The 23965-nt window shown below is 70.6% G+C and carries 25 protein-coding genes; 20 read left to right on the top strand and 5 right to left on the bottom strand.

Annotated features, from left to right (window positions below; genetic code table 11):
* From Q7W02_07450 to Q7W02_07355, 20 genes are all read left to right on the top strand, one after another.
* Positions 1–347 (top strand): epimerase (locus Q7W02_07450; protein ID MDO8476024.1); only part of this gene is annotated, 347 nt, incomplete at its 5' end.
* Positions 344–1528, top strand: coding sequence for a LegC family aminotransferase (locus tag Q7W02_07445; protein ID MDO8476023.1), 1185 nt, complete (start codon positions 344–346; stop codon positions 1526–1528). The genes Q7W02_07450 and Q7W02_07445, both read left to right, overlap by 4 nt.
* On the top strand, positions 1525–2346 hold the full coding sequence (locus Q7W02_07440) for a methyltransferase domain-containing protein (protein MDO8476022.1): 822 nt from the start codon (positions 1525–1527) through the stop codon (positions 2344–2346). The genes Q7W02_07445 and Q7W02_07440 overlap by 4 nt, the downstream gene beginning before the upstream one ends.
* Positions 2343–3125, top strand: coding sequence for a polysaccharide deacetylase family protein (locus Q7W02_07435; protein ID MDO8476021.1), 783 nt, complete (start codon positions 2343–2345; stop codon positions 3123–3125). The genes Q7W02_07440 and Q7W02_07435 overlap by 4 nt, the downstream gene beginning before the upstream one ends.
* The gene (locus Q7W02_07430; protein ID MDO8476020.1) at positions 3122–4405 is read left to right on the top strand and encodes a glycosyltransferase family 4 protein; all 1284 of its coding nucleotides are present in this window, start codon (positions 3122–3124) and stop codon (positions 4403–4405) included. The genes Q7W02_07435 and Q7W02_07430 overlap by 4 nt, the downstream gene beginning before the upstream one ends.
* Positions 4402–5064 carry a methyltransferase domain-containing protein gene (locus Q7W02_07425; GenBank protein MDO8476019.1) on the top strand — a complete coding sequence of 221 codons (663 nt, stop codon included), beginning with the start codon at positions 4402–4404 and terminating at the stop codon, positions 5062–5064. Before Q7W02_07430 ends, Q7W02_07425 begins: the two co-directional genes overlap by 4 nt.
* Positions 5061–6224: a glycosyltransferase family 4 protein gene (locus Q7W02_07420; GenBank protein MDO8476018.1), complete on the top strand. Its 1164-nt coding sequence runs from the start codon at positions 5061–5063 to the stop codon at positions 6222–6224. Before Q7W02_07425 ends, Q7W02_07420 begins: the two co-directional genes overlap by 4 nt.
* Positions 6221–7009, top strand: a complete 789-nt coding sequence (locus Q7W02_07415) for a methyltransferase domain-containing protein (GenBank protein ID MDO8476017.1) — start codon at positions 6221–6223, stop codon at positions 7007–7009. Before Q7W02_07420 ends, Q7W02_07415 begins: the two co-directional genes overlap by 4 nt.
* Positions 7009–8112 carry a glycosyltransferase family 4 protein gene (locus Q7W02_07410; protein ID MDO8476016.1) on the top strand — a complete coding sequence of 368 codons (1104 nt, stop codon included), beginning with the start codon at positions 7009–7011 and terminating at the stop codon, positions 8110–8112. The genes Q7W02_07415 and Q7W02_07410 overlap by 1 nt, the downstream gene beginning before the upstream one ends.
* Before the next feature lie 177 nt (positions 8113–8289).
* Positions 8290–9819 (top strand): radical SAM protein, encoded by a 1530-nt coding sequence (locus Q7W02_07405; protein ID MDO8476015.1) that lies wholly within the window; start codon positions 8290–8292, stop codon positions 9817–9819.
* Positions 9820–9863: 44 nt separating this feature from the next.
* Positions 9864–10784 carry a GDP-L-fucose synthase gene (locus Q7W02_07400; GenBank protein MDO8476014.1) on the top strand — a complete coding sequence of 307 codons (921 nt, stop codon included), beginning with the start codon at positions 9864–9866 and terminating at the stop codon, positions 10782–10784.
* A 1-nt stretch (position 10785) separates the two neighbouring features.
* Positions 10786–12267 carry a glycosyltransferase gene (locus Q7W02_07395; protein ID MDO8476013.1) on the top strand — a complete coding sequence of 494 codons (1482 nt, stop codon included), beginning with the start codon at positions 10786–10788 and terminating at the stop codon, positions 12265–12267.
* Positions 12264–12980: a class I SAM-dependent methyltransferase gene (locus Q7W02_07390; GenBank protein MDO8476012.1), complete on the top strand. Its 717-nt coding sequence runs from the start codon at positions 12264–12266 to the stop codon at positions 12978–12980. The genes Q7W02_07395 and Q7W02_07390 overlap by 4 nt, the downstream gene beginning before the upstream one ends.
* A gap of 34 nt (positions 12981–13014) precedes the next feature.
* Complete coding sequence (locus tag Q7W02_07385; protein MDO8476011.1) at positions 13015–13962, top strand: class I SAM-dependent methyltransferase; 948 nt, start codon at positions 13015–13017, stop codon at positions 13960–13962.
* Positions 13959–14831, top strand: a complete 873-nt coding sequence (locus Q7W02_07380; GenBank protein ID MDO8476010.1) for a class I SAM-dependent methyltransferase — start codon at positions 13959–13961, stop codon at positions 14829–14831. Before Q7W02_07385 ends, Q7W02_07380 begins: the two co-directional genes overlap by 4 nt.
* The gene (locus tag Q7W02_07375) at positions 14828–15622 is read left to right on the top strand and encodes a glycosyltransferase (protein MDO8476009.1); all 795 of its coding nucleotides are present in this window, start codon (positions 14828–14830) and stop codon (positions 15620–15622) included. The genes Q7W02_07380 and Q7W02_07375 overlap by 4 nt, the downstream gene beginning before the upstream one ends.
* A gap of 102 nt (positions 15623–15724) precedes the next feature.
* Complete coding sequence (locus Q7W02_07370) at positions 15725–16690, top strand: GDP-mannose 4,6-dehydratase (GenBank protein MDO8476008.1); 966 nt, start codon at positions 15725–15727, stop codon at positions 16688–16690.
* A gap of 20 nt (positions 16691–16710) precedes the next feature.
* Positions 16711–17874, top strand: a complete 1164-nt coding sequence (locus tag Q7W02_07365; protein MDO8476007.1) for a glycosyltransferase — start codon at positions 16711–16713, stop codon at positions 17872–17874.
* Positions 17868–19262 (top strand): undecaprenyl-phosphate glucose phosphotransferase, encoded by a 1395-nt coding sequence (locus Q7W02_07360; GenBank protein ID MDO8476006.1) that lies wholly within the window; start codon positions 17868–17870, stop codon positions 19260–19262. Before Q7W02_07365 ends, Q7W02_07360 begins: the two co-directional genes overlap by 7 nt.
* 1 nt (position 19263) lies before the next feature.
* The gene (locus tag Q7W02_07355; GenBank protein ID MDO8476005.1) at positions 19264–20472 is read left to right on the top strand and encodes an O-antigen ligase family protein; all 1209 of its coding nucleotides are present in this window, start codon (positions 19264–19266) and stop codon (positions 20470–20472) included.
* A gap of 108 nt (positions 20473–20580) precedes the next feature.
* Here the strand turns inward: Q7W02_07355 and Q7W02_07350 are convergent, their stop codons facing one another.
* From Q7W02_07350 to Q7W02_07330, 5 genes are read right to left on the bottom strand one after another with little or no spacing between them, the layout of a single operon-like run.
* Positions 20581–21294, bottom strand: a complete 714-nt coding sequence (locus Q7W02_07350) for a hypothetical protein (GenBank protein MDO8476004.1) — start codon at positions 21292–21294, stop codon at positions 20581–20583.
* A gap of 4 nt (positions 21295–21298) precedes the next feature.
* Positions 21299–21820, bottom strand: a complete 522-nt coding sequence (locus Q7W02_07345) for a sigma-70 family RNA polymerase sigma factor (protein MDO8476003.1) — start codon at positions 21818–21820, stop codon at positions 21299–21301.
* A 19-nt stretch (positions 21821–21839) separates the two neighbouring features.
* A complete protein-coding gene (folK, locus tag Q7W02_07340; GenBank protein MDO8476002.1) occupies positions 21840–22388 on the bottom strand; it encodes a 2-amino-4-hydroxy-6-hydroxymethyldihydropteridine diphosphokinase in 549 nt (182 codons plus the stop codon).
* Positions 22389–22419: 31 nt separating this feature from the next.
* Positions 22420–22782, bottom strand: coding sequence for a dihydroneopterin aldolase (gene folB / locus Q7W02_07335; GenBank protein ID MDO8476001.1), 363 nt, complete (start codon positions 22780–22782; stop codon positions 22420–22422).
* Positions 22779–23933: an LL-diaminopimelate aminotransferase gene (locus Q7W02_07330; GenBank protein ID MDO8476000.1), complete on the bottom strand. Its 1155-nt coding sequence runs from the start codon at positions 23931–23933 to the stop codon at positions 22779–22781. Before Q7W02_07330 ends, folB begins: the two co-directional genes overlap by 4 nt.
* Between the last annotated feature and the right edge of the window lie 32 nt (positions 23934–23965).

The raw sequence follows: 23965 nt of genomic DNA, 5'->3' as shown, positions 1-23965 counted from the left end.
ACGGCGCCGACCAGCGTCGCGCATTCTGCCACGTGTCCGATGCGGTGGAGGCGATGCGGCTGCTCATGGGCGCCCAGACGGCGTGGGGACAGATCGTCAACATCGGCAACGACACCGAGGAGACGCGCGTGGAGGATCTGGCGCGGCTGGTGCTGAAGATGGCGCGCATCGCCCCGGCGCTCGAGCGCGTGCCGGCGCCGGCGGGCTCGGTCGAGCGCCGCTGCCCCGACCTGGGCCGTTTGCGGGCGCTGACCGGTTTCTCCCCCAAGATCCCGCTGGAGACCGGTGTCGCCGAGACCTTCGCGTGGTATCGCGAACGGCGGGAGCGGGAAGGACGGCCGCAGTGAGCACGCCCCAGCGCGTGATCCCCCCCCGACGCGTGATCCCCAATGCCGTGCCGCATCTGGCCGGCAACGAGTGGAAGTACCTGAAGGAATGCCTCGACACCAACTGGGTCTCCTCGGTCGGGCCGTTCGTCGAGCGCTTCGAGCACGAAGTGGCGGCCTATGTCGGCGTGCCCCACGCCGTCGCCACGGTTAACGGTACGGCCGCCCTCCACGTGGCGCTTCTGGCCGCCGGCGTCAAGCCCGACGACGAGGTGCTGGTTCCCGCGCTGACGTTCATCGCGACCGCCAACGCCGTCTCGTACTGCGGGGCGCAGCCGATCTTCCTCGACTCCGAGGAGACGTCCTGGGGCCTCGACGCAGGCAAGATGGCCGACTTCCTCTCCCGCGGGTGCGTGGTCAAGGCGGGACAGGTGGTCAACCGCGCCACGGGGCGGGTCGTGCGCGCGGTGCTGCCGGTGCACCTCTACGGCCATCCGTGCGATCTCGACGCGGTTTTGGAGGTCGCGCGGCGCTATCCGCTCGCCGTGGTCGAGGACGCCGCCGAGGCGCTGGGCGCCCGCTACCGTGACCGCCGCGTCGGCTGCGAGGGGCTCCTGAGCTGCCTGTCTTTCAACGGCAACAAGATCATCACCACGGGCGGCGGCGGCATGGTGCTCACCCGCGACGCGCAAATGGCGGCGCGCGTGCGGCGGCTCACCACCCAGGCCCGCTCGGACGCCATCGAGTACGTCCACGAGGAGACCGGCTTCAACTACCGGCTCACGAACATCCAGGCCGCTCTCGGCGTGGCGCAGCTCGAGCAGCTCGACGGCTTCGTCGAGGCCAAGCGCGCGACCGCGGCCCACTACGGGGACCTGCTGGCGGTTGTCCCAGGGGTCACGGTGTTCACCGAGGCGCCGTGGGCGCGCTCGACCTACTGGATGACGTCCATCCTGCTCGACGGGCGCCGTGTCCCGGACGTGCGCGGGCTCTTGCGCGGGCTCAACGCCGCGGGCATCGGGGCGCGGCCGCTCTGGCGCCCGCTCAATTCCCAGCCGGTGTTCAAGGCCGCCCAGTCCTACGAGGTCGAGGTCGCCGCGCGGCTCTACGAGCGTGGGCTGTCGCTGCCGTGCTCGGTGGGGATCACGGCCGAGGAGCGCCTAGCCGTGGTCGAGGCGCTCCTGGCGGCGCTCGGGCGATGAGCGTGGGCCAGTCGCAGGTGGCCGCGACGGGCTCGGCCGGCGTCTGGCCCGAGCCGGTGCGGAGCCGCCTCACCCAGTACTACACGCGCTACTACCGTGACGCGCTCGGCATTCCCGGCTGGCGGGATCTGGTCGCGGCGCGGCTCGGGGAGGAATCGTACGAGGCCGGCCACCTGGCGCGCCTCGAGGCGGTCCTCGGCCGACCCGTGGCGGGCCTCAGGCTCCTGAACGTCGGCTGCGGCACGGGCGGCTTCACCGTGATGGCGCGGCGGGCGGGCGCGCGCGCCGTCGGCGTGGACGCCGAGCCGGCCGCCGTGGAGATCTGCCGGCTCAAGGCCCTGCACGAGGGCGGCGGCGGGGCCGCGCTAGGCGCCGTCGAGGCGCTGCCCTTCCGCGACGGGACCTTCGACCTCGTCTACTGCTTCTCGACGCTCGAGCACGTGGGGAGCGTATCCGAGGCCGTGCGGGAGATGATGCGGGTCGCGCGTTCCGGCGGGGCCGTCTACGTCCATGGGCCCAACGCGCTCAGCTGCTACGAGGGGCACTACAAGCTCTTCTGGCTGCCGCGCATGCCGAAGCTCCTGGCGCGCTGGTACCTGCGCGCCCGGCAGCGGCCGACCGGCTTCGTGGACACGCTCCAGCCCCTCCTGCGGGGACGGCTCGAATCGCTCTTCCGCGCGGCCGGCGCCCGGGTGACGCGGCTCGAGGCCGCGGAGGCGCGGATGCCCGAGACGGGCAGCCCGCTGTGGCCGCTGGTGCGGGCCTACTACCGTCTCGCGAGCGTGTCACCCCACATCGAGCTCCTGGCGCAGAAGTGAGCGGCACGGCCGTCGCGCTCCGGATGGACGACGTGGGCGCAGCCTCGAAGCGGCACGAGGTGTACGGGCTCACGCGTGTCGCGCTGGGCGGACTCAGGCTGCCCTTCCCCGGCAACTTCCTCTTCCTCAAGTACCTGCCGCCGATCAAGCGCTGGGGCCCCTACCGCGAGCTCACCGCCGCGGACTGGGAGGCGGTGCTCGAGCGGCTCGCCCGCGCCGGCTCGCGAATGACCGTGGGCGTCACCGCCGGCTGGGTCGAGGACGACGGCTCCGTCGTGCCGTACCCGCTCAAGTTCCCTGACGCCAGTCGTGTGGTCCGCCGCGGCGTCGAGCGAGGCCTGCTCGAGGTCGCCAACCACGGCTACACCCACTGCGTCCTCCAGGACGGGCGCTTCCGGCCTCGGCTCTTCTCGGGCAACCGGGCCGAGCACCGGGAGTTCTACGACTGGCTGCCCGAGAGCGTGCACCGCGAGCATCTGCGGCGGGCCCAGGCCATCCTTCAGGACTTCCTCGGCCGCGCCGTCGAGACGTTCGTGCCGCCCGGCAACGTGCTGTCGCAGAAGACGCTCGGCGCCGCGGCCGCGGCGGGCATCCGAGTCGTCTCGTGCCTCGGCGCGGCGCGCTGGGCGCCGGCGCCGGGACTCACGCTCGTGGACGACGCGCGCGTCCTGGCCTTCCACGACCGCGACGTCGTCCGCGGCGGCGCGGCGTGGCTCGATCGACTGCTGGCGGGCGCGCCCGCCGGCGGCTACGCCACGGTGCGCGAGGCGGCGGCGTGAACATCTGTCTCGCGAACGAATATTTCCCGCCTCACGCGCCGGGCGGCGCCGAGTGGAGCACTGAGGCGCTGGCTCGGGCTCTCGCGCGCCACGGGGAGCGCGTGGTCGTCGTCACGCCCAACTACGGCGCGCCCGCGCTCGAGGAGCGCGACGGGTTCCGCGTCCGCCGCTTCCCCTTCCCGGTCAAGCGCCCGGCCGGCCGCGCGGTCGTGTCCCAGCGTGTGGTCCTGAACCCGCTCTTCCCGATCTGGTGCGGGCTCCAGCTGGCGCGCGCCGTCAGCAAAGAGGGCGCCCAGGTCATCCACGCCCAGAACAAGCACATGCTGCTGCCCGGTCTCATCGCGCGGCGGCTCACCGGCGTGCCCGTGCTGCTCACCATCCGCGACGGCAGCCTCATCGATCCCGCGCCGATGTGCCTGCATCACGGCGACCGCCGGCCGGACGACTGCGGCGTGGGCAAGCTCTGGCGCGAGTGCTCGCAGGAGTACTTCGATCTCTACATGCGAGGGCGCCGCTCCCGGCTCGCGACCAAGCTGGCCTTCCTCGGCGGCTGGCTGGACGCCTGCTTCAAGCAGCGCTTCCTCCGCCGTCTGGACGCCCTCGTGGGCGTGAGCGACGGCATCCTTGGGATTTACCGGCGATCGGGGCTACTCGAAGGCGTGAGGCGGATCGAGACGATCCACACCATCCCGCCGCTCCTGGCGCCGGCCTCGCCGGAGCGCGCCGCCGCGGCGCGCCGCGCCCACGGGCTCGAGGGGCGGCCCGTGGTCCTCTATGTCGGCAAGCTCTCGCCGGGCAAGGGGACGGCCGACCTCGCCGCGGCCGCTCCGCTCGTGGTCGCGGCCGTGCCCGACGCCGTCTTCGTCGTCGTCGGCGAAGGCGCCACGCCGCTGCCCGAGGCGCCCTGGCTTCGCCGTCTTGGGCCGCTGCCGAACGCCCTCGTGCTGGGGCTCTACGCGGCGGCCGACGTCGTCGCCGTGCCTTCGATCATCCCCGACTCGCTGAGCCGCGTCATTCTGGAGGCCATGACCGCCGGACGCCCGGTCGTCGGCACCCAGGTCGGCGGCACGCCGGAGCTCGTGGTGGACGGCGTGACGGGGCTCCTCGTCAAGCCCCATGACCCGGTCGGGCTCGCGCGCGCCCTCGAACGACTGCTGCTCGACGAGCCCCTCCGCCTGCGGTTGGGCGAGCAGGCCCGGCGCCACGTCGAAGGCCGCTTCAGCGCCGACCTCTCGGTGGACCGCCTGCTCGCCCTCTATCGCGAGGTGTCTGCCGCGTGAGAGGACCGCGCCTCGGAGCTTCCTACCGCCGCGCGCTGCTGGACGCCGAGCTCCTGCGGCAGGCGCCAGGGCTCTCGGGTCTCGTGCTCGACGTCGGTGGCAAGCGCGTCCCGCGCGGCGACTTCAGGCGGCCGAAGCGCGGCGTCCGGCGCTGGGTGCTCTTCAACCTAGCCGCGGACGAGGCGCCGGACGTCGTGGGGAGCGCCGAGGTGCTGCCCTTCAAGTCGGACTCGATGGGCGGCATCCTGTGCAGCGAAGTCATCCAATACGTGGACCGCTACGAGGACATGCTCGCCGAGTTCCGGCGCGTGCTCGTTCCAGGTGGCCGTGTCCTCCTCTCGGCGCCGCTGCTCCACCGCCTCGACCACCCGACGGACCGGCATCGCTTCTCGGCGGGGCGCCTGTGCGAACTGTTCGTGCGCGCGGGGCTCGAGGTCGAGACCGTGACGCAGCAGGGCTGCTTCTTCACCACGCTGGCCAACATGCTGCGCCAGGCGGCAGCGCATATCCGCTCACGGCCACTGCGGGCGTTGGCGGCGGTGCCAGTGCTGCCCGCGGGCGCCTGCCTCCGGCTTCTCGACCGCCTGCCGCCCGTCGGCCGCTCGGCCTTCCTGTCGAGCTACACGACGGGCTACCTCGTCATCGCCCGGCGACTATGAGCGCGGCACCGCTCCGGATCTGCTCGCCCCACTGCGGCGTCAACCCCGAGACCACCTCGGGCGGCGAGACCTACGAGCGCGAGCTCCTCGTCAGGCTCGGCCAGGCCGGCGTGCGCGTGGAGCTCATCCTCGCGCGCGGCAAGCCGCATCCTGAGGGCGTACCCAACTGGACCGTCCACCGCTTCCGCATCCGGCGTGGACTGCGCTGGTACGTGGCACCCTTCGTGGTGCCCGGCGCGGTCAAGCGCGTCTGGGACGAGGTGGGCTTCGACCTACTCCGCGTCCACTCGCTCCGCTACATCGGGCCGGGGGCTCTCTGGGCCCGCCGCCGCTACAACATCGACGCGCCCGTCGTCTCGCACCATCACCATCTCGACCCGAGCCCGTGGAACCGCCTCATCGAGAAACGCGTGGTGGAGGCGTCCGATCGCGTGGTCGTGGGCAGCGAGTTTGGCAAGCGTCAGCTCGCCTCGGAGCTCGGGGTGCGCACAGATCACGTCTCCGTCGTCTACTACGGCGTCGATCCCGCGTTCGTGCCGCGCCCGCCGCGGGCCGATCTCCTCGACCGCTACGGCCTCCGCGGTCACCCCGTCGCGCTCTTCTTCGGCGGGCTCAAGCCCCGCAAGAACCTCTTCCTGCTGCTGGACGTCTGGGCGCCCGTGGCCGCGCGCCTGCCCGAGGCGCGCTTGGTGATAGCGGGCGGGGGACCGCTCCGGGCCGGGCTCGAGCGCCATGCACGGCGGCTCGGGCTCGAGGGGCGCGTGGTCTTCACGGGCTATGTGCCCGAGTCCGAGAAACCCGCGCACTTCAACCTCGCGGACGTCTTCCTCTTCCCATCGGCCATGGAGGGCTTCGGCTTCACCGTGGCCGAGGCCATGTCCTCCGGCGTGCCCGTGGTCGCCTCCGACCGCGGCTCCATCCCCGAACTGGTCGCCGACGGCGAGAGCGGCTTCACGTGCGATCCGGCGGCACCCGACCGCTTCCTCGAGCGGCTCGTGCTGCTCCTGGGCGATCCCGCGCTCAGGGAGAAGTTCGGCACCGTGGGGCGTGAGCGCGCCGACCGCCTCTTCCGCTGGGAGCCCTGCGTGGCGGCCACGCGCCGTGTCTACGAGGACACGCTCGAGGCCTGGCGGCGGCGCGGCGGGCGGGCGCCGCGATGAACCCGCTCGGCCGGCTGACGGTGCGCGCGGTGGACGTCGTGAACCGACGCGGCAAGGCGCTCGGCGTACGTCTCGTGCGGTGGACGGGCAAGCGCCCGTATCCCATCCATCCCAAGCACCTCGTCGATCATCCATGGCACGATTGGTACCTGCCGTATCTGTCCTCCGGCGACCGGGTCCTCGACGTGGGCTGCGCCAACGGCGCGCATCTCGTGCGCGCCGCGACCTGCTGCCGCACCATCGTGGGCTTCGACTATGATCTGGCCCAGCTGCCCATCGCCGCCCGCACCATCCGCGAGCGCGGGCTCGACAACGCGCGCATCTTCGCCTGGGACATCACCGGTGCCTTCCCGTTCCCCGACCGCTCGTTCGACGCCGCCCTCTTTCTTGACGTCATCGAGCACCTCGTGCCGCGTACCGCGGTTCTGCGGGAGATCCACCGCGTCCTCAAGGACGACGGCCGGCTGCTCGTCTCGGGCCCCAACCGCGAGACGCGGTGGCGCCGCACGCTCCGCGCAGCCGGGCTCTTCTCCTACTCCGACCCCGACCACAAGATCGAGTACACGCAGTCGGAGTTCCTGGCCGAGTTGGCGGCCGCGGGATTCGAGCCCGACGGCCCGGTGATGCCCGTGGTCCTCGACACGCCCTGGGCCGGGGCCATCGACGCCGTGGGCGGGCTGTCACTCATGCTCTACGAGCGGCTGAGCCGATGGAAGCGGGAGGCGGCCGTGCGGCACCCGGAGGAGAGTACCGGCTTCCAGGTTGTCGCGAGGAAGCGCCGCTGATGGCGGTCGGCTTCCTGCCCGCGCTGGGGAGCGGGATCCGCGCCCTAGCCGAGACCGGCCAGCAGTCCAGGCTCCTGGATGCCTACATGCGACCCTATGCGGACGCCTTCGGCGAGGTCTGCTACTTCAGCTACCTCGCCGAGTCGCTCGACGAGTTCACGAGCGAGCCTGCTCTGCTCGATCGCGTCCGCGTGCTCGCGCCGGGGCGGCCCATGAGCCGCGGCCGCCGCGCCGTGACCATGGTCGGGGCGCATGCGGCGGAGTTCCGACGCTGCAGCGTCCTTCGCGTCTTCCAGATCACGGGCGTCATCCCGGCGCTCCGGGCCAAGAGGCGCTTCGGCATTCCGTACGTGACGACCTACGGCTTCTGGTACGGCCGGCTGTCCCGGCCCGGGCCCAAGCGCGTGCTCAAAGCCGTGGTCGAGCGCCTCGGCCTCCGCCACGCCGCGGCCGTCATCGCCACCACGGAGGAGCTGAGGGTGCGCGCCGCGAGGCTGGCTCCGCGCGTGGAGCTCATCCCGAACGGCGTCGACCTCCGGCTCTTCCGGCCCGGGGACGGCGAGCGTGCCCGCGGCCGTCGAATCGTGTACGTCGGCAGGCTCTCCCCGGAAAAGAATCTCCAGACCGTGGTCGAGGCCACGGCCTCGGCCGGCGCCGGCGCCACGTTACGGCTGGCGGGAAGCGGTCCACTGCGCGCCGATCTCGACGCCCAAGCCAGGGCACAGGGTGGGTCCGTGGAGTTTCTGGGGGTGGTCGAGCAGGCCAAGCTGCCCGCGGTCTATACCTCGTCGGACGTCTTCGTCCTGGCCTCGTTCACGGAGGGACATCCGAAGGTTCTGCTCGAGGCCATGGCCTGCGGGCTGCCCTGTGTCGCCTCGGACTGCGCGGGCAACCGGTCGCTCATCACCGATGGGGAGACCGGGCTCCTCTTCGACCCGCACCGCCCGGAGGAGCTGGCTGCTCGCCTTCGGCAGGTCTTCGACGACCCGGCGCTGGCGGCGCGGCTTGGGAAGGCGGCGAGGAAGATGATCGTAGAACGCTACGACCTCTCGACACTGGTGGCGCGCGAGATCGCGCTCATGCGCGTTATCGCGGCGCGCTGAGGTCCCGGCCCGGGCCCCGCGAACACGTCGACTTCCCCGCGTTTGCAGGGCCCGATGAGGCCGGCGCTGTTCAACGCATGGGGCTTCGCGAGCGGGAACCCATGATCTCGGGCATTGCGGTCCAATCCTGAGGCCGCCGGGGGTTGGCCCGATTCGTGCTGCCGTAGACACACGGCCATGATCACGCTGATCAATCCGCCGGGCATCAAAACCTTCTCCGGCCTGCAGATGCACACGCCCAACCCGCCGCTGGGGCTTGCCTACATCGCGGCCGCGATCAAGGACGCGGGCCTGCCCTACCAGGTCATCGACGGCACCGGCCAAGCCCTCGACGTCGTGCGCCCCTATCCCGACCGCGACGACTTCATGATCCAGGGGCTGTCCTTCGACGAGATCACGGCCCGCATCCATCCGGACGCCGAGGTGATCGGCGTCGCCTGCATGTTCTCCACGCTGTGGCCGCTCGTGAACAAGCTGGCCTGGGCGGTGCGGGAGAAGTTCCCCAACGCCTGGATGGTCCTGGGCGGCGAGCACGGCACCGCGGTGCCCGAGAACGTGCTGAAGGTCAGTCCCTTCGACGCGATCGTGCTGGGCGAGGGCGAGGACACGGTGGTCGAGCTGCTGCGCGCGAGGCGCGACGGACGTCCGCTGTCGCAGGTCAGGGGCATCGCGTTCAAGGACGGCGACCGTGTCGTCATGACCGGGCTCTCGGCGCGGAAAAAGGACGTGGACAAGATCGCGCCGCCCGACTGGGACTCGTTCCCCATCGAGGAGTACATCGCGCGACACCAGATCAACGGCGCCAACATGGGGCGGTCCATGCCGCTCCTGGCGACGCGCGGCTGCCCGTTTCAGTGCACCTTCTGCTCCAACCCCGGCATGTGGACCCAGCGCTGGATCCCGCGCGACCCCAAGCTCGTCGCCGACGAGATGGAGCTCTACGCCCGCAAGTACCGGGTGACGAACTTCGACTTCCAGGACCTGACGTCGATCATCAAGCGGCAGTGGATCGTGGACTTCTGCCGGGAGCTGATCGCCCGCGACCTGCACATCACCTGGCAGATGCCGAGCGGCACGCGCGCCGACGTGTTCGACGCCGAGGTCGCCGACCTCCTGTACCGCTCGGGCTGCCGGGCGCTCGCCTTCGCGCCCGAGAGCGGCTCGCCCGAGATCCTCAAGGTCATCAAGAAGCAGGTGGACCTCCCGCGGATGCTCGAGTCCATGCGGATCGCCGTCAAGCGCGGGCTCAAGCTCTCCTGCTTCATCGTCATCGGCTTCCCCGACGACACGCCGGACACGCTCAGGCAGACGACCCGACTCATCCGCAGGATGGCCTGGCTCGGGGTCTACGACGTCGCCGTGTCGAAGTTCGTGCCGTACCCCGGCTCGGAGCTCTTCACGCGGCTCCAGCGCGAGGGCAAGATCGAGCTCGACGACGACTTCTTCGTCTCCCCGATGGACTTCTACACCCAGAAGGCGCCGTCGTACGCCGACGCCATCAGCACGCGGCGCCTCTACTGGACCATGATGTGGATGTTCTGGAACTTCTACCTGCTGTCGTTCCTGTTCCGCCCGCTCCGGGTGATCCGGACGCTCGTCAAGGCTGTCACCACGGGCACCGAGGATACGCGGTACGCGAAGTGGTTCGTGGACCGCTTCTACACCCGCCGCCGCTGGCGCAAGCTGGCGGGAACCGCGCACCGCTAAGCGCCGTGGCCGACCGGGCGCCGTTCTGGTCCGCGCGCCGCGTGATGGTCACCGGCGGCGCGGGATTCTTCGGATCCTTCGTGGTCGACCGCCTGCGGGCCGAGGGCGCCAAGGAGATCTTCGTGCCGCGCAGCCGGGAGTACGACCTGGTGGACGCGGCGGCGGTGCGGCGCGCCTACCGCGACGCGAGCCCGGACATCGTGATCCACCTGGCGGCCGTCGTGGGCGGCATCGGCGCCAACCAGAAGCATCCCGGCGACTTTTTCTACAGGAACCTGATGATGGGCGCCCACATGATGGAGCAGGGGCGGCTCGCGGGCATCGAGAAGCTGGTCGCTATCGGCACCGTCTGCTCCTATCCGAAGTTCACGCCGGTGCCGTTCAAGGAGTCGGACCTCTGGATCGGCTACCCGGAGGAGACCAACGCGCCCTACGGGCTCGCCAAGAAGATGCTGATGGTCCAGTCCGATGCCTACCGCCAGGAGTACGGCTTCAACTCGATCAACCTGCTGCCGGTCAATCTCTACGGGCCGCGCGACAACTTCGACCCCGAGCGCTCGCACGTCATCCCGGCGCTCATGCGCAAGTGCCTCGAGGCCAAGCGCGCCGGAGCGCCGTCGGTTGCGTGCTGGGGCACGGGCCGGCCGACGCGCGAGTTCCTTTACGTCGAGGACGCGGCGGAGGCCGTCGTGCTGGCCGCTGAGCGCTACAACACGAGCGAGCCGGTCAACCTGGGCTCGGGCTCGGAGATCTCCACGCGGGAGCTGGCCGACCTGATCAAGGCGATCACCGGATACGCGGGCGCGCTCGTCTGGGACGCGAGCCGTCCCGACGGCCAGCCGCGGCGGGCGCTGGACACCTCCCGGGCCGCCGCGGCGTTCGGCTTCAAGGCGCGGACGCCCTTCAAGGTCGGCCTCGAGCGCACCGTCGAGTGGTACCTCGGCCAGGGAGGCGGCCGCTCCTAGCGTGACAGCCAGCGACGCGATCCGCTGGGCGCGCCGGGTGCGGAGCGAGCGGCCGCCGGCCGCGATGGACGAGTACCTCGCCGGCTTCGAAGCCTTCTTCAACGACTACGCGGGCCGCGTCGACTACTGGCGTGCCCGCAACTCCGGCTACCACGAGTCCATCGCGTCGCTGGCGCGCTTCCACGTGCCTCGCGGCGCCCGCGTGCTCGAGGTCGGCTGCGGCACGGGAGACCTCCTGGCTTCCCTCGAGCCGTCGGAGGGCGTCGGCATCGACCTCTCCGCCGCCATGGTGGCCCACGCATCGGAGCGCCACCCTCATCTCGAATTCCGCCACGCGGCGTCGGAGCGGCTCGACCTGCCCGGCCGCGAGTTCGACTACATAATCCTGTCTGATCTCGTCGGCTACCTCTTCGACATCCGGGGCGCGCTCGAGCACCTGCGCGCCGTCTCCCACCCCCGGACGCGCATCATCATCAACTGGTACAGCCGTGTCTGGCAGCCGGTGGTGCATCTCCTCGAGGCCCTCCGGCTCAAGTACCCGCTGCCGCTGCTCAACTGGACGACCGTCGGCGACGTCGAGAACCTGCTGCGGCTCGCCGGCTTCGAGACGGTGCGCTCGCGCGGGCACATCCTGCTGCCGCTTCGGCTCGGCCCGATCAGCCGCTGGGCCAACCGCTTCCTCGCGCATCTGCCCATCGTCCGCTGGTTCGTGTGGACCAACTGGGTGGTTGCCAGGCCGATCCCGCGCGCCGCGCCGGAGCCGCCGAGCGTGACGGTCGTCTGCCCGTGCCGCAACGAGAAGGGCAACATCGAGCAGGCCGTGCGCCGGCTCCCGGCCCTCGGCTCCCGCACGGAGCTCATCTTCGTCGAGGGGCACTCGAAGGACGACACGCTCGAGGAGTGCCGGCGGGTGTCGGCGGCCCATCCGGAGCTGGACATCAAGGTCATGGTCCAGAGCGGCAAGGGCAAGGGCGACGCGGTGCGGCTCGGCTTCGCGCACGCGTCGGGCGACATGCTCATCATTCTCGACGCCGACCTCTCGGTCGCCCCGGAGGACCTGCCGCAGTTCTACGAAGCCATGGTGTCGGGGGCGGGGGAGTTCGTGATGGGCTCGCGCCTCGTCTACACCATGGACCCCAAGGCCATGCGCTTCCTGAACCTGCTCGGCAACCGCTTCTTCGGCCTCCTGCTGAGCGCCCTGATCGGCCAGCCCATCAAGGACACGCTCTGCGGTACCAAGGTTATCTGGCGCGAGGACTACGCGCATCTCGCGGCCGGGCGGACCCACTTCGGCGACTTCGACCCGTACGGCGACTTCGACCTGATCTTCGGGGCCGCCAAGCTCAACCTGCGCATCGTGGAGATCCCCGTGCGCTACCGCGAGCGCACGTACGGGGCGCCGAACATCAGCCGCTTCGCCGACGGGTGGCTGCTCCTGCGCATGTCCGCGCTGGCGGCGGGGCGCCTCTTCTTCGTCGCATGAGCGATGTCGCGACTCTGGCGCAGCACCGCGCCGCGTGGCAGGCGCGCCCCGAGCTCCGCTCCGTGTACCGGGAGTGGTTCGACCGGCTGCTGGCGGCGGTGGCCGCCCGCCGCCCGGTGGTCGAGGTCGGCTCCGGTCCCGGCTTCTTCAAGGAGCGCGCGCCATCGCTCGTCGCTACCGACGTCGTCCCGGGGCTCTCCGTCGACGTCCGCTGCGACGCGGACGTCCTGCCCTTCCGCTCGGACAGCGTGGGAGCCATCGTGATGGTGGACACGCTCCATCACCTGCCGCGGCCCCTCGACTTCCTCGCCGAGGCCGCGCGCGTGCTCAAGCCGGGCGGCAGGCTCGCGATGGTCGAGCCGTGGATCACGGCGCCGTCCTGGGTGCTCTACCGGTTCTTCCACCACGAGGAGTGCCGCCTGGGTGTGGACGTGGCCCGTCCATTCGACTCGGACCCCAAGGCAGCCCTCGACGGCAACGCCGCGATCCCGTACCTGCTTCTGGCCAGGCTCCGCGGGGCCGACCTGCCGCTCCACCTCCTGAGAGCGGAGCCTTTCGTCGGCCTGCCCTACCTGGCGACCTTCGGCTTCAAGGTCGGGAGACCGCTGCCGGGCCTCTTCCAGAGCCTGGCGCGCGCGGGGGAGGCGGCGCTTCACCCGCTGGCGCGCTGGGTCGCCACGCGCATCTTCATCATCCTGGAGAAGCCGGTGTAGGCAGGCGACCGGGGGCGCTGTTATCCTGCAAGAGATGAGCGAGCCCCCGTACCGTCTCGAGGACCTGGGTGACCGACGCGTGCTCACCGTTGGCGGGCGGGAGTACTCGACGGCGTACAGCGCGCGAGTCGTCCGGATGCTCGTCGAGCGTAAGGGCCCTGCGCGCGCGCCGCAGTACTTCTCGTTCAAGGAGACGCGGGGCCGGCTTTTCCTCGACCCGCTCTTCGCCTACCTGCGCGGCCGTGGCGCCCGGGATCTCTCCGTTCTCGAGGTCGGCTGTTCCTTCGGCCACATCACTGAGTACCTGGCCGCCCACCCGGACGTGCGGGACATCACGACGTTCGACACGGACCCGGCCTTCGCCGCCATCGTGCGGCTCAAGGTCGAAGAGATGCGTCTCAGTCGCGTGCGGGAGGTGCGCCTCTTGTCCAACGACGAGACGAGAAGGCTGCCGTATCCCGACCGACAGTTCGACGTCGTCCTGGTTCTGGGCGTCGTCGAGCACCTGCCGGTGCGGGGCCGCCGCCAGATCGTGGACGAGTACTACCGCGTGCTCGCTCCCGGCGGGCACATCGCCATCCTCGACACGCCGAACCGCTTCTTCCCGCTCGAGACGCACTCCGTCGGACTGCCGCTGATCCAGTGGCTGCCGGCGCCCCTGGCATTTGCTTACGCGAAGCTCGGGCGGCCGCGGCGGTTTCGCGGCGTCGACTATGCGGAGTTCGTGACCGACGGCACGGGGTGGCGGAACGCCTCGCTCGCCGAATGTCTCCCGTCCTCGGGGCTGGGGGGGCTCGACGACGTGACCGAAGAGGTCGGATACGGTTGGCGGTTTTTTCGCGACACCGCGCGCTCCCGCAGCCGCCGAAGCCTCCTGCCGGCCTTCAGCCTCGTCTGCGCGGGGCTCCGTCGGCTCGGCTTGTCTCCCTCGCTGGCGCTGCCCTACCTCAACCTGGTCTTGCGGAAGCGGGGGGAGCGGTGAAGGCAGGTCCGTGGCGCTTCCTGCTGTACATCGTGCTGCCGCAGCCGGCGAAGATGGCGTTCCTGCCCCGCGACCTCAAGGGCCAGCTCGACCGGATCAACCTCGCGGGCAACGTCGGGATGTACTCGGGCCCCGGCGCTACCGGGTACGAGGCAACCCACAGGTACGCCGAGGCGGAGCACCACGAGTACCCGGCCCAGCAGCTGGTGGAGGATGTCTGGCCGGGCCGCGGTTACGGCCGCGCGCTCGAGCTTGGCGCCGGGAGCGGGTACTTCACGCGCTTGATCGCGCGCCGGGCCGACGCCGTGACGGCCGTCGAGCCGGTGCCCGACATGCAGCGCGTGCTCAGGGAGGGATGCGAGGCGTACGGTATCGGCAATGTCGAGATCCTGGGGGTGTCCGCGGCCGAGCTTCCCGATCGCCTGCCCCCGCATTCGGTGGACTCGGCGCTCGTGATCCAGTCGCTGCACCATATGCACCGGCGGCCCGAGGTGTTCGAAGCGCTGGGGCGAGTGCTGCGCCCGGGCGGCCGGCTCCTCATGGTCGAGCCCCACCACAATCTCCGCCGCATCGCGCGGCTTGCGCGCAAGTGGCTCAGGTACTACCGCGCCCGCGAGTACTGGTCGCGCGAGATCAACTGGGGGACGCACGACTTCGTGACTTGCGGGGAGATCAGGGCCCTGTGCCGACACGGAGGCTTCGAGCGACCCCGCATCACAGGGTACTGGTTTCCCTACACGAGTCGGCTGGTGCCCGATCCCGCGAGGCGGTTTCACCTCGAGTCCCACCTCGGCCGCCTCCCGGGGGTGCGTCATATGGCGGGCGTGCTTGCCATCGAGACCCGCCTCCGCGCCACGGCGGCGCCGTGAAGCCTCCGGCGGTATCGGTGCTGATGGGCGTGTGGAACGGCGCGCCCTGGGTGCGGGCCGCGGTCGAGAGCGTCCTCGGGCAGACCGCGGGCGACCTGGAGCTGATCGTGGTCGACGACGACTCCACGGACGCGACGTCTGAGATCCTCGGCTCCTTCCGCGATCCCAGGCTTTCGGTGGTCCGGCGCGCTCGCGGCGGCCTCACCTCGGCGCTGAACGCCGCGCTCAGGCTTTCGCGGGGGCCACTCCTGGCGCGCCTCGACGCCGACGACGTGGCGCTGCCCGAGCGCCTGGAGCGCCAGCTGGCCTTTCTCTCGGCGCATCCGGATGTCGGGCTGGTCGGCACGGCAGCGCGCGAGGTCGACGCTTCCGGACGCGAAGTCGCGATCGTGCGTCCCCCCGCGGACGATGCGGGGATCCGGCGCGCCCTGATCCGCCGCAATCCGTTCGTCCACTCCTCGGTCGTGATGAGACGGGCCGCGGTGGAGCAGGCGGGCGGGTACGACGAAGCCTTCCCCGTCGCCCAGGACTACGACCTGTGGATGCGGATGAGCAGCGTGACGCGCATGGCGAACCTGCCGGAGCCGCTGGTCCTCCGCCGGCTCCGCCCCGGGCGGATATCCGAGGCGCGCGACACCGAGCGTCTCAGGGCGGAGGCGAGCGTCAGGTGGCGGGCGGTGCGGAGCGGGGCATACCCGCCCTGGTGCGCGCTCTTCGTCCTCCGCCCGTTGCTCGCGCAGGCTGTCCCGCCCGGCGCGCGCCGGGCCCTCCGCCGCCTCGGCGGCCGCTGACCCGACCGCGGGGCGCCGTTTTGCTGGAGGACGCGCTTGGACCCCTGGCGTATAATCAACCTAACTGCGTGAAAGAGTGAATCTTCTCCAGGAGCGTCGTGAATGCGAGTGCTGATCACCGGCATTACTGGTTTCGTCGGGAGTCACATGGCCGAGTATGCCTTGGCCAAGGGCGCCCAGGTCTTCGGCTCGAACCGGTGGCGGAGCAAGACGGAGAACATCGAGCACCTGCGCTCCACGGTCACCTTCATCGAGTCCGACCTCAGGGACGTGTCGTCTGTTCGCTCGCTGCTCGAGATCTCGGTCCCCGACTACGTCGTGCACCTGGCGGCCCAGAGCTTCGTGGGCGTGTCCTGGCACGCGCCGGCGGAGACGCTGACGACCAACATCCTGTCCCAGGTCAACCTGCTGGAGGCCCTCAGAGGCCTCAAGATGTCGCCGCGCCTCCTGGCGGTGGGCTCGAGCGAGGAGTACGGGCTGGTCCTCGAGGACGAGCTGCCGATCAAGGAGACCAATCCGCTCCGGCCGCTGTCGCCCTACGCCGTCAGCAAGGTCACGCAGGACATGATGGCCTACCAGTACTTCAAGAGCTACGGCCTGCCGATCGTCCGCACGCGGGCCTTCAACCACGAGGGACCCCGCCGCGGGGACGTCTTCGTCACGTCGAACTTCGCCCGGCAGGTGGCCGAGATCGAGGCCGGGCTGCGCGAGCCGGTGGTCTATGTCGGCGATCTCACCCCGCGCCGCGACTACTCCGACGTGCGCGATGTCGTGCGCGGGTACTGGCTCCTGCTCGAGCGCGGCGAGCCCGGCGAGGTCTACAACCTCTGCTCGGGGCGGTCGTGGTCCATCCGGCAGGTGCTCGACTTCGTATTGAATCTCTCCACGGTTAAGGGGATCACGGTCAAGACCGACCCGGCGCGGCTGCGTCCCTCCGACGTCATGATTCTCGAGGGGGATCCGACCAAGATGCACAAGGCCACCGGCTGGAAGACGGAGATTCCCTTCGAGCGCACGCTCACGGAGCTCCTGGACTACTGGCGGCAGCGGACCCGCGCGTCCCGCTGAGCGACGCCTCGCGAGCCGGAATGGCCACCGGCCGGACGCCCGGACATCGCCCATCGGGCTCGGGTCCACGAGTCGCGCTGGTCCACGACTGGCTCACCGGCATGCGGGGCGGCGAGCGCTGCCTCGAGGTCTTCTGCGAGCTCTTCCCCGAGGCGGACCTGTTCACGCTCCTTCATGTGCCGGGCTCGGTGTCGCCCGCGATCGAAGGGCGTCGCATCGTGACGTCCTTCATCCAGCGGATGCCGGACGCCCGGCGCCGCTACCGCCACTACCTGCCGCTCTTCCCGGCCGCGATACGCGGGCTGGATCTCAGCGGGCACGATCTGGTGCTCTCCTCGAGCCACGCGGTCGCCAAGGGCGCGCGCGTGCCCCCCGGCGCGCTCCACGTCTGCTACTGCTTCACGCCCATGCGCTACGTCTGGGACTTGTACGACGAGTACTTCGGCTCGCGGTCGGGGCTCGCGACCCGGCTCCTCATGCCGCCGATTGCGGCGGCGCTGCGCCGCTGGGACCGGCGCACGGCGGCGGGGGTGCACCATTTCGTCGCCATCTCGCGCTTCGTGGCCGACCGCATCCGGCGCGCCTACGGCCGCCACGCCGACGTGATCTACCCGCCGGTGGACGTGGCGCGCTTCCGCCTGGACGACTCGCCCGGCGACTTCTATCTCGTGGTTTCCGCGCTGACGCCCTACAAGCGCGTGGATCTCGCGGTCGAGGCCGCCAACCGCCTCGGGCGGCGCCTCGTCGTCGTCGGCACCGGGCCGGAGGAGGCGAGGCTTCGCGCCATGGCGGGCCCCACGGTCGAGTTCCTCGGGTGGCGTGACGACGCCGAGACGGCGGAACTGTACGCGCGCTGTCGCGCGCTGATCTTCCCGACGCTCGAGGACTTCGGCATCACGCCGCTCGAGGCCATGGCCGCGGGGCGTCCGGTGATCGCGCTGGGGCAGGGGGGCGCGCTCGAAACGGTGGTACCGCCGGGCGGCAGCGAGCCCGCGACGGGTCTCTTCTTCGATCGCCAGAGCGCCGAGAGCCTCGCAGACGCCATCCGGCACTTCGAATCCGGATCGGTCCGCTTCGAGCCCAAGGCCCTGCGCCGCCGGGCCGAGGCCTTCGACCGGCCGCTCTTCATGGAGCGGATGGAGAGCTACCTGGCGTCCCGCTGGCAGGAGCACGCGCGGTGCTGAGGGCGTACTCCCGGCTCCTCGAGCAGGTGATGCTCGTGGGCGACCTCCTGCTGGTCGCCGGCTCCTGGCTGCTCGCGTACGTCGCGCGCTTCTACGTCATTGGCCCGCCGTCCCGCCACGGCATCCCGCCGATCGAGCCGTATCTGCTCATGCTCCTGCCCATCCTGGTGGTCTGGGGCATCGCCTTCCGCGCCTTCGACCTCTATCACCCAAGGCGCATCGGCTCGCGCCTCTCGGAGGTGGCCGGGATCGCGAAGGCCTCGACCGTGGGCGCCCTCGTCCTCGTGAGCGTAATGACGTTCTTCTTCCGCGAGTACGACTACTCGCGCGTGGTCATCGTGTACTTCTGGATCTTCTCGATCGCGTCGGTGTCCTTCGCGCGCTACGCCTTCCGCGAGGCCCTGCGCGTCGCCCGCCGGCGGGGGTACAACCTGCGCTTCGCCCTCGTCGTGGGCGGAGGCGAGCTGGCGGCCGGCGTCGTTCGGAGGCTCAGGGCGCGGCCGGACACGGGCATCCAGATCCTCGGCCTGGTGGGAGACGACAAGCGGGCGGCGGCGGGGGTCCAGTCGCTCGGCGGCTTCGCGGACCTTCGCGCGGTGCTCGACGCCCACGAGGTCGACCACGTCATCCTGGCGCTCGCCCACGAGGAGTACGGCCGCTTGGGCGGGCTCCTCGAGGCCATCGGCGACGAGCCGGTGACCATCCACGTGGTACCCGACCTCGGCCGCTTCACGTCGCTCCGCGGCGGCGTCGAGGAATTCGAGGGTCTGCCCTTCGTCCACCTCCGGGAGTCGCCCCTCTACGGCTGGAGCCGGCTCGCGAAACGCGTCTTCGACGTCGCCTTTTCGCTGGCCGTGCTGGCGCTCCTGTCGCCCGTCTTGGTAGCGCTCGCCGCCGCCGTCAAGCTGACGTCGCACGGCCCCGTGCTCTACGGGCAGGAGCGGATGGGGCTCGACGGCCAGCGCTTCCGCATGATGAAGCTCCGCACCATGCGCGTGGACGCCGAGCGCGAGACGGGGCCGGTGTGGGCCGCGGCGGGCGACGACCGGCGCACGCCGATCGGCGCCTTCCTCCGGCGCTTCAGCCTGGACGAGCTGCCGCAGTTCATCAACGTCCTCCGCGGCGAGATGAGCGTCGTCGGGCCGCGGCCCGAGCGGCCGGTGTTCGTGGAGCGATTCAGGCGGACGGTGCCGGGCTACATGCTGCGGCACAAGGTCAAGTCCGGCGTCACCGGCTGGGCGCAGGTCCACGGGCTGCGCGGCAATACCTCGCTCGAGAAGCGTATCGAGTACGACATCGAGTACATCGAGCGCTGGTCGTTCTGGCTCGACCTCAAGATCATCGGCCTGACGCTCGTCCGCGTGCTCTTCGACCGGAACGCCTACTGAGGTGATCGCCCTCCGTCGCGGACTCCTCGCGGCGTTCGTCGTGGGCCTCGGCGTCTCGATCACGCTGGCGGAAGGCGCGCTCATCGGCCTGACGCTCCTGTGGCTCTGGCGCCTCCGCGATCCGCGGGTTCGCCGTGGCCAGCGGTGGCCGCTCTGGCGGCCGGTGCTGGCCTTCACAGGAGCCACCCTCCTCTCAGCCCTCGCCTCAGGCCACGTGGCGGCGAGCCTCGCCGCCTCCAAGACGCTCTTGCTGATGGCCGCCCTCTACGTCACTGCCGACGCCCTCGAGGACGCGGCGGAGGGCGACCGCTTCCTCTCGTGGCTCGCCTTGGCCGCGGCCGGCGCCGCCCTGGCGGGCCTCGTCCAGTTCGGGGCGTGCCCGCCCCAGGAGCCCGCGGCCGGGCTCGCCCGGTGGTTCTTCCACCGCTGCGATCGCGCCCGGGCGTTTTTCAGCATCTACATGACGCTGGCCGGAGTCCTCAACATCGCGCTGCTCGCCACGCTGCCGCGTGTGCTTCCAGGCGGCTTCCGCGCGTGGAGCGCGCCCGTGTGGCTCCTGACCGCGGTCGGTCTCGCCATGACGTACACGCGCGGGGCGTGGATCGGGCTCGGCGCCGGCGCGGCTGCGCTACTACCCATGAGCCGGCGTGGCCGCCTCGCCCTGCTGGCGGGCCTTGTCCTCCTGCCGGTGATCTTCCTCGTCGGGCCGCGCGATCTGAGCCACCGCTTCCGCAGCATGTTCGATCCCGACGAGGCGGGGATCAAGGAGCGCGTCTACATGTGGCGAAGCGGCACGGCCATGTGGCGCGAGCGCCCGCTGCTCGGCTGGGGCCCCGGCGGCGTCAAGCGCGAGTATTCGCGCTACGCCCTTCCGGAGGCCTTCAAGCAGCGCACGGGCCACGTGCACAACACGCCGCTGCAGATCCTGGTCGAGCGCGGGGTGCTGGGGCTCGCGGCGTGGCTCGCGATCTGGATCGCCTTTTACTGGCGTGCCATCGGTTCCTTGCGCATGCTCGATGCGAGCCGCATGCGCGAGAGGGCGCTCGTGGCGGGCAGCGTGGCGGCGGTGACGGGCTTCCTCGTGGCGGGGCTGTCCGAGTACAACTTCGGCGACTCCGAGGTGGTGATGGTCGCCTGGGCCGTCATGGCCCTGCCGTGGGCGGCGGAACGGAGCCTCAGCGCCTCGCGAGGCTCGAACGTAACCACGTAGCGCACGATTCGGGGTCAGGTCTTGCAATCCCACATTGTCCGCCGGACTTCGCTGTGGCGAGCGATCATCTGCCGAGGCCGAATGTTGGATTGCAAGACCTGACCCCGCCTAGTAACTTTGCGATAGCTCCGTGGCCGAGCGGACCTTGACGAAGTACTCCTTGAAGCGGTTGAGGTCGTCGTCGGAGACGAGGTCCGACACCATCACGCACACGAGCCCTGACTGCTTCCAGACGATCATCGTGAAGCCGTCGTCCTTCGTCACGAGCGGGCGCCACTTCGCGATCTGGACCCTGCCGCGCTCCGGGATGGCGACGTTGGGGCCGCGCGCGATGATGTAGCTGACCGAGTGGCCGTCACGGTCCTGGTAGGTCAGGGCGAGAGCGCGGCGCCCCTCGAGGAAGGTCGGCTGGGCGTTGACGAGCTGGAGATCCTGGTCGCCCGTGAAGACCCAGTTGAGCAGCACCCCGCTCTCGTCCATCACGCGGGGCAGGGCGCCCGGCACCGCGTCCGGCCGCGCCTCGCCCCAGAGCACCGCGCGCGCGTGCTCGGTCATGACGGCGCGCGAGAGCAGCTGGAGCGGGTCGCCGCCCGAGCGCGGCAGCGCGGGTGCCAGCCAGAGCAGCATGACCATGGCGGTGGCGAGCGCCGAGAGCGCGGGCGGCAGCCAGAGCGACGGCCGGCGGCGGGCCTCGGGCGGGCTCAGAGTCTCGACAACGGACACGCGCAGGCGCGCGGGCGCCTGGTGCTGTGTCAGGCGCTCGCGCAGGAGTCGCGCGATCTCGTCCGATTCGCCGCCGTGGTCGTCGATGTTGGTCGTCATGTCCTCAGGCCCTGTCCGGCCCGCCGTAGTCCTTGAGAAGCCCCCGCAGCCTGTCCTTGGCCCGGAAGATCCGCGACTTCACCGTGCCGACCGGACAATCCATGATGCGGGCCACCTCCTCGAGCGACAGGCCCTCGACCTCGGCCAGCAGGAGCGGAGTCCGGAACTCTTCCGGCAACAGCGCCAGCGCCCGCTCGAGATCCATGTGGGCGCCCGCGCTCTCGCCGTCCTCGACCGGGGCGTGGTGGAACATCGGAGCCTCGCCGTCCGGCACGCCCGCCTCGCTGATCGCGGGCTCGCGCTCGCGGAGGCGGTAAAAGGTCAAGAAGGTGTTCCTCAGGATTTGAAACATCCAGGCGCGCATGTAGGTTCCCGGCTCGAATCGGTGCGAGAAGCGGAGCGCCCGGGCGTACGTCTCCTGGACCAGGTCCTCGGCTTCCGACCCGTTGCGGGTCAGGTAGACGGCGAGGTTGTAGAGCGCGTCGAGATGCTTGAGCGCCTGCTGCCTGAACTCGTCGTCAGCCACGGCGGGCTCCGGCGGCCGGCTACTCGAACCACCGGGCCGGCAGGTCGGACGGGCGCACCGCGTGCTCGTCCGCCAGGGCCTCGAGCAGCTCGCGGATGGTCTGGTAGAGTACCGGATGCTCGAGCTCGGGCGCGAGGTCGGCGAGGGGCCGCAGAACGAACGCGCGCTCGTGCATCAGGAGATGCGGGATGTGCAGGTGGTCGGGGCCGCTGATCACCTGGTCGTCGTAGAGGAGGATGTCGATGTCGAGCGTGCGCGGCTCGTAGCGCTGGTCCTCGGGCCTGCCGGCGCCGCGCGTGCGGCCCATCACGCGCTCCACGTCCTGGACCTGCTCGAGCAGGGCCGGGGGCTCGAGCGTCGTCTCGATTGAGACGACGCAGTTGAAGAACCAGGACTCTTGGTTCCGCGCGCTCTGCCCCGGCTTGCGCTCCCACGGCTCGGTCCAGTACACGGGCGAGGCGTCGAGGAACCGCACCTCGGGCAGCGTCCGCAGGCGCGCCACGGCTTGGCGCAGCAGGGCGGCGCGATCGCCCAGGTTGGAGCCGACGGAGAGGAACACTTTGGCCATGCCTTGCCCCATGCCGTACCGTTGTCGGCGCTCAGCGCCGGCGCGTGAGCTCCACGCCCGGGATGCCCTGGAGCCCCTCCATGGGAGGCGTCAGCTTCCGCACGCGCACGCGCACCTCGGAGCAGGGGAACTCGCCCAACAGCATGGCCGCGAGCCGCCCGGCCAGCCGCTCGAGGAGATTCACGCGCTCCTTGGTCGACTCTTCCACGATGCGCGCCGCCACGAGCCCGTAGTCCACGGTCGTCCTGAGATCGTCCGAGGCTGCGGCCGGGGCCAAATCGACGTGGAGCTCGGCGTCCACCGAGAACCACGCGCCGACGGTCTGCTGGGCTTTCGTCACGCCGTGGTGGCCGTAGAAGCGCACGTCTTCGAGGAAGACCTTGTCGGCGCTCAGAGCTTGAGCCCCTTGAGCCGGTCCATGGCCTCGGACAGGCGCTTGGCGTCGATCGTCAGCGCGATCCGATAGAACCCTTCGCCGGACGGGCCGAAGCCCACGCCCGGGGTAACCACGCACCCGACCTCGTCGAGGAGACGGGAGGCGAAGGCGCGCGACTCGAGGCCCTTGGGCACGGGTGCCCAGACGAAGAAGGCCGCCTTGGGCACGTCCACCTCCCAGCCGAGCGCCTTGAGCCCCGCGACCACCACGTCGCGACGCTCCTGGTAGATCCGCCGGTACTGCTCTGGAATATCCTGCGGCCCCGTGAGCGCGGCGATGCCGGCTTCCTGCACCGCCTGGAAGACGCCAGAGTCCACGTTGGTCTTGATCTTGCCGAGGCCGCCGAGGTAGCGCGCGTTGCCGACGCAGAAGCCGATGCGCCAGCCGGTCATGGAGTAGGTCTTGGACAGCGAGTGGAATTCGACGCCGACTTCCTTGGCGCCCGGCGTCTCGAGGAAGGAGGGCGGCTTGCAGCCGTCGAAGCGGAGCTCGGTGTACATGGCGTCGTGGCAGACGATGATGCCGTGCCTGCGCGCGAACGCGACCACCTTGGCAAAGAACTCACTGGTCGCCACCGCCGCCGTCGGATTGTTCGGGTAGTTGAGGTACATGAGCTTGGCCCGGCGCGCCACGTCCTCGGGGATGGCGTCGAGGTCGGGCATGAAGCCGTTCTGCCGCCGGAGCGGCATGAAGTGGACTTCGCCGCCCGCGAACCACGTCCCCGCCGCGTAGACCGGGTAGCCGGGGTCCGGCACGAGCACCACGTCGCCCGGGTTGACCCAGGCGAGCGGCATGTGCGCCGTCCCTTCCTTGGAGCCGACCAGCGTCAGCGCCTCGTTCTCAGGGTTGAGCGTCACGCCGAAGCGGCGCTTGTACCAGTCGCAGACGGCCGCGCGGAAGGTCAGCAGCCCTTCGTAGTCGGGGTAGCGGTGGTTCGCGGCGTTGTCGGCCGCGCGCTTGAGCGCCTCGATGATGTGCGGCGGTGTCGGCAGGTCGGGGTCGCCGATGCCCATGTCGATCAGGTCCGCGCCGCGGGCGCGCGCCTCGCGCTTCTTCTTGTCGATCTCAGCGAAGAGATAGGGGGGCAGCTTCCGCAGCCGCTCGGCCATCTCGAAGGTCTTGGGTGTCTCGGTCACTGGGA

It is taken from the genome of Candidatus Rokuibacteriota bacterium (genome assembly GCA_030647435.1).
In the GTDB taxonomy this organism is placed as follows: Bacteria; Methylomirabilota; Methylomirabilia; order Rokubacteriales; family CSP1-6; genus AR37.
Note: the sequence above shows the minus strand (reverse complement) of the source record. Positions and strands in the feature narration are given on the sequence as shown.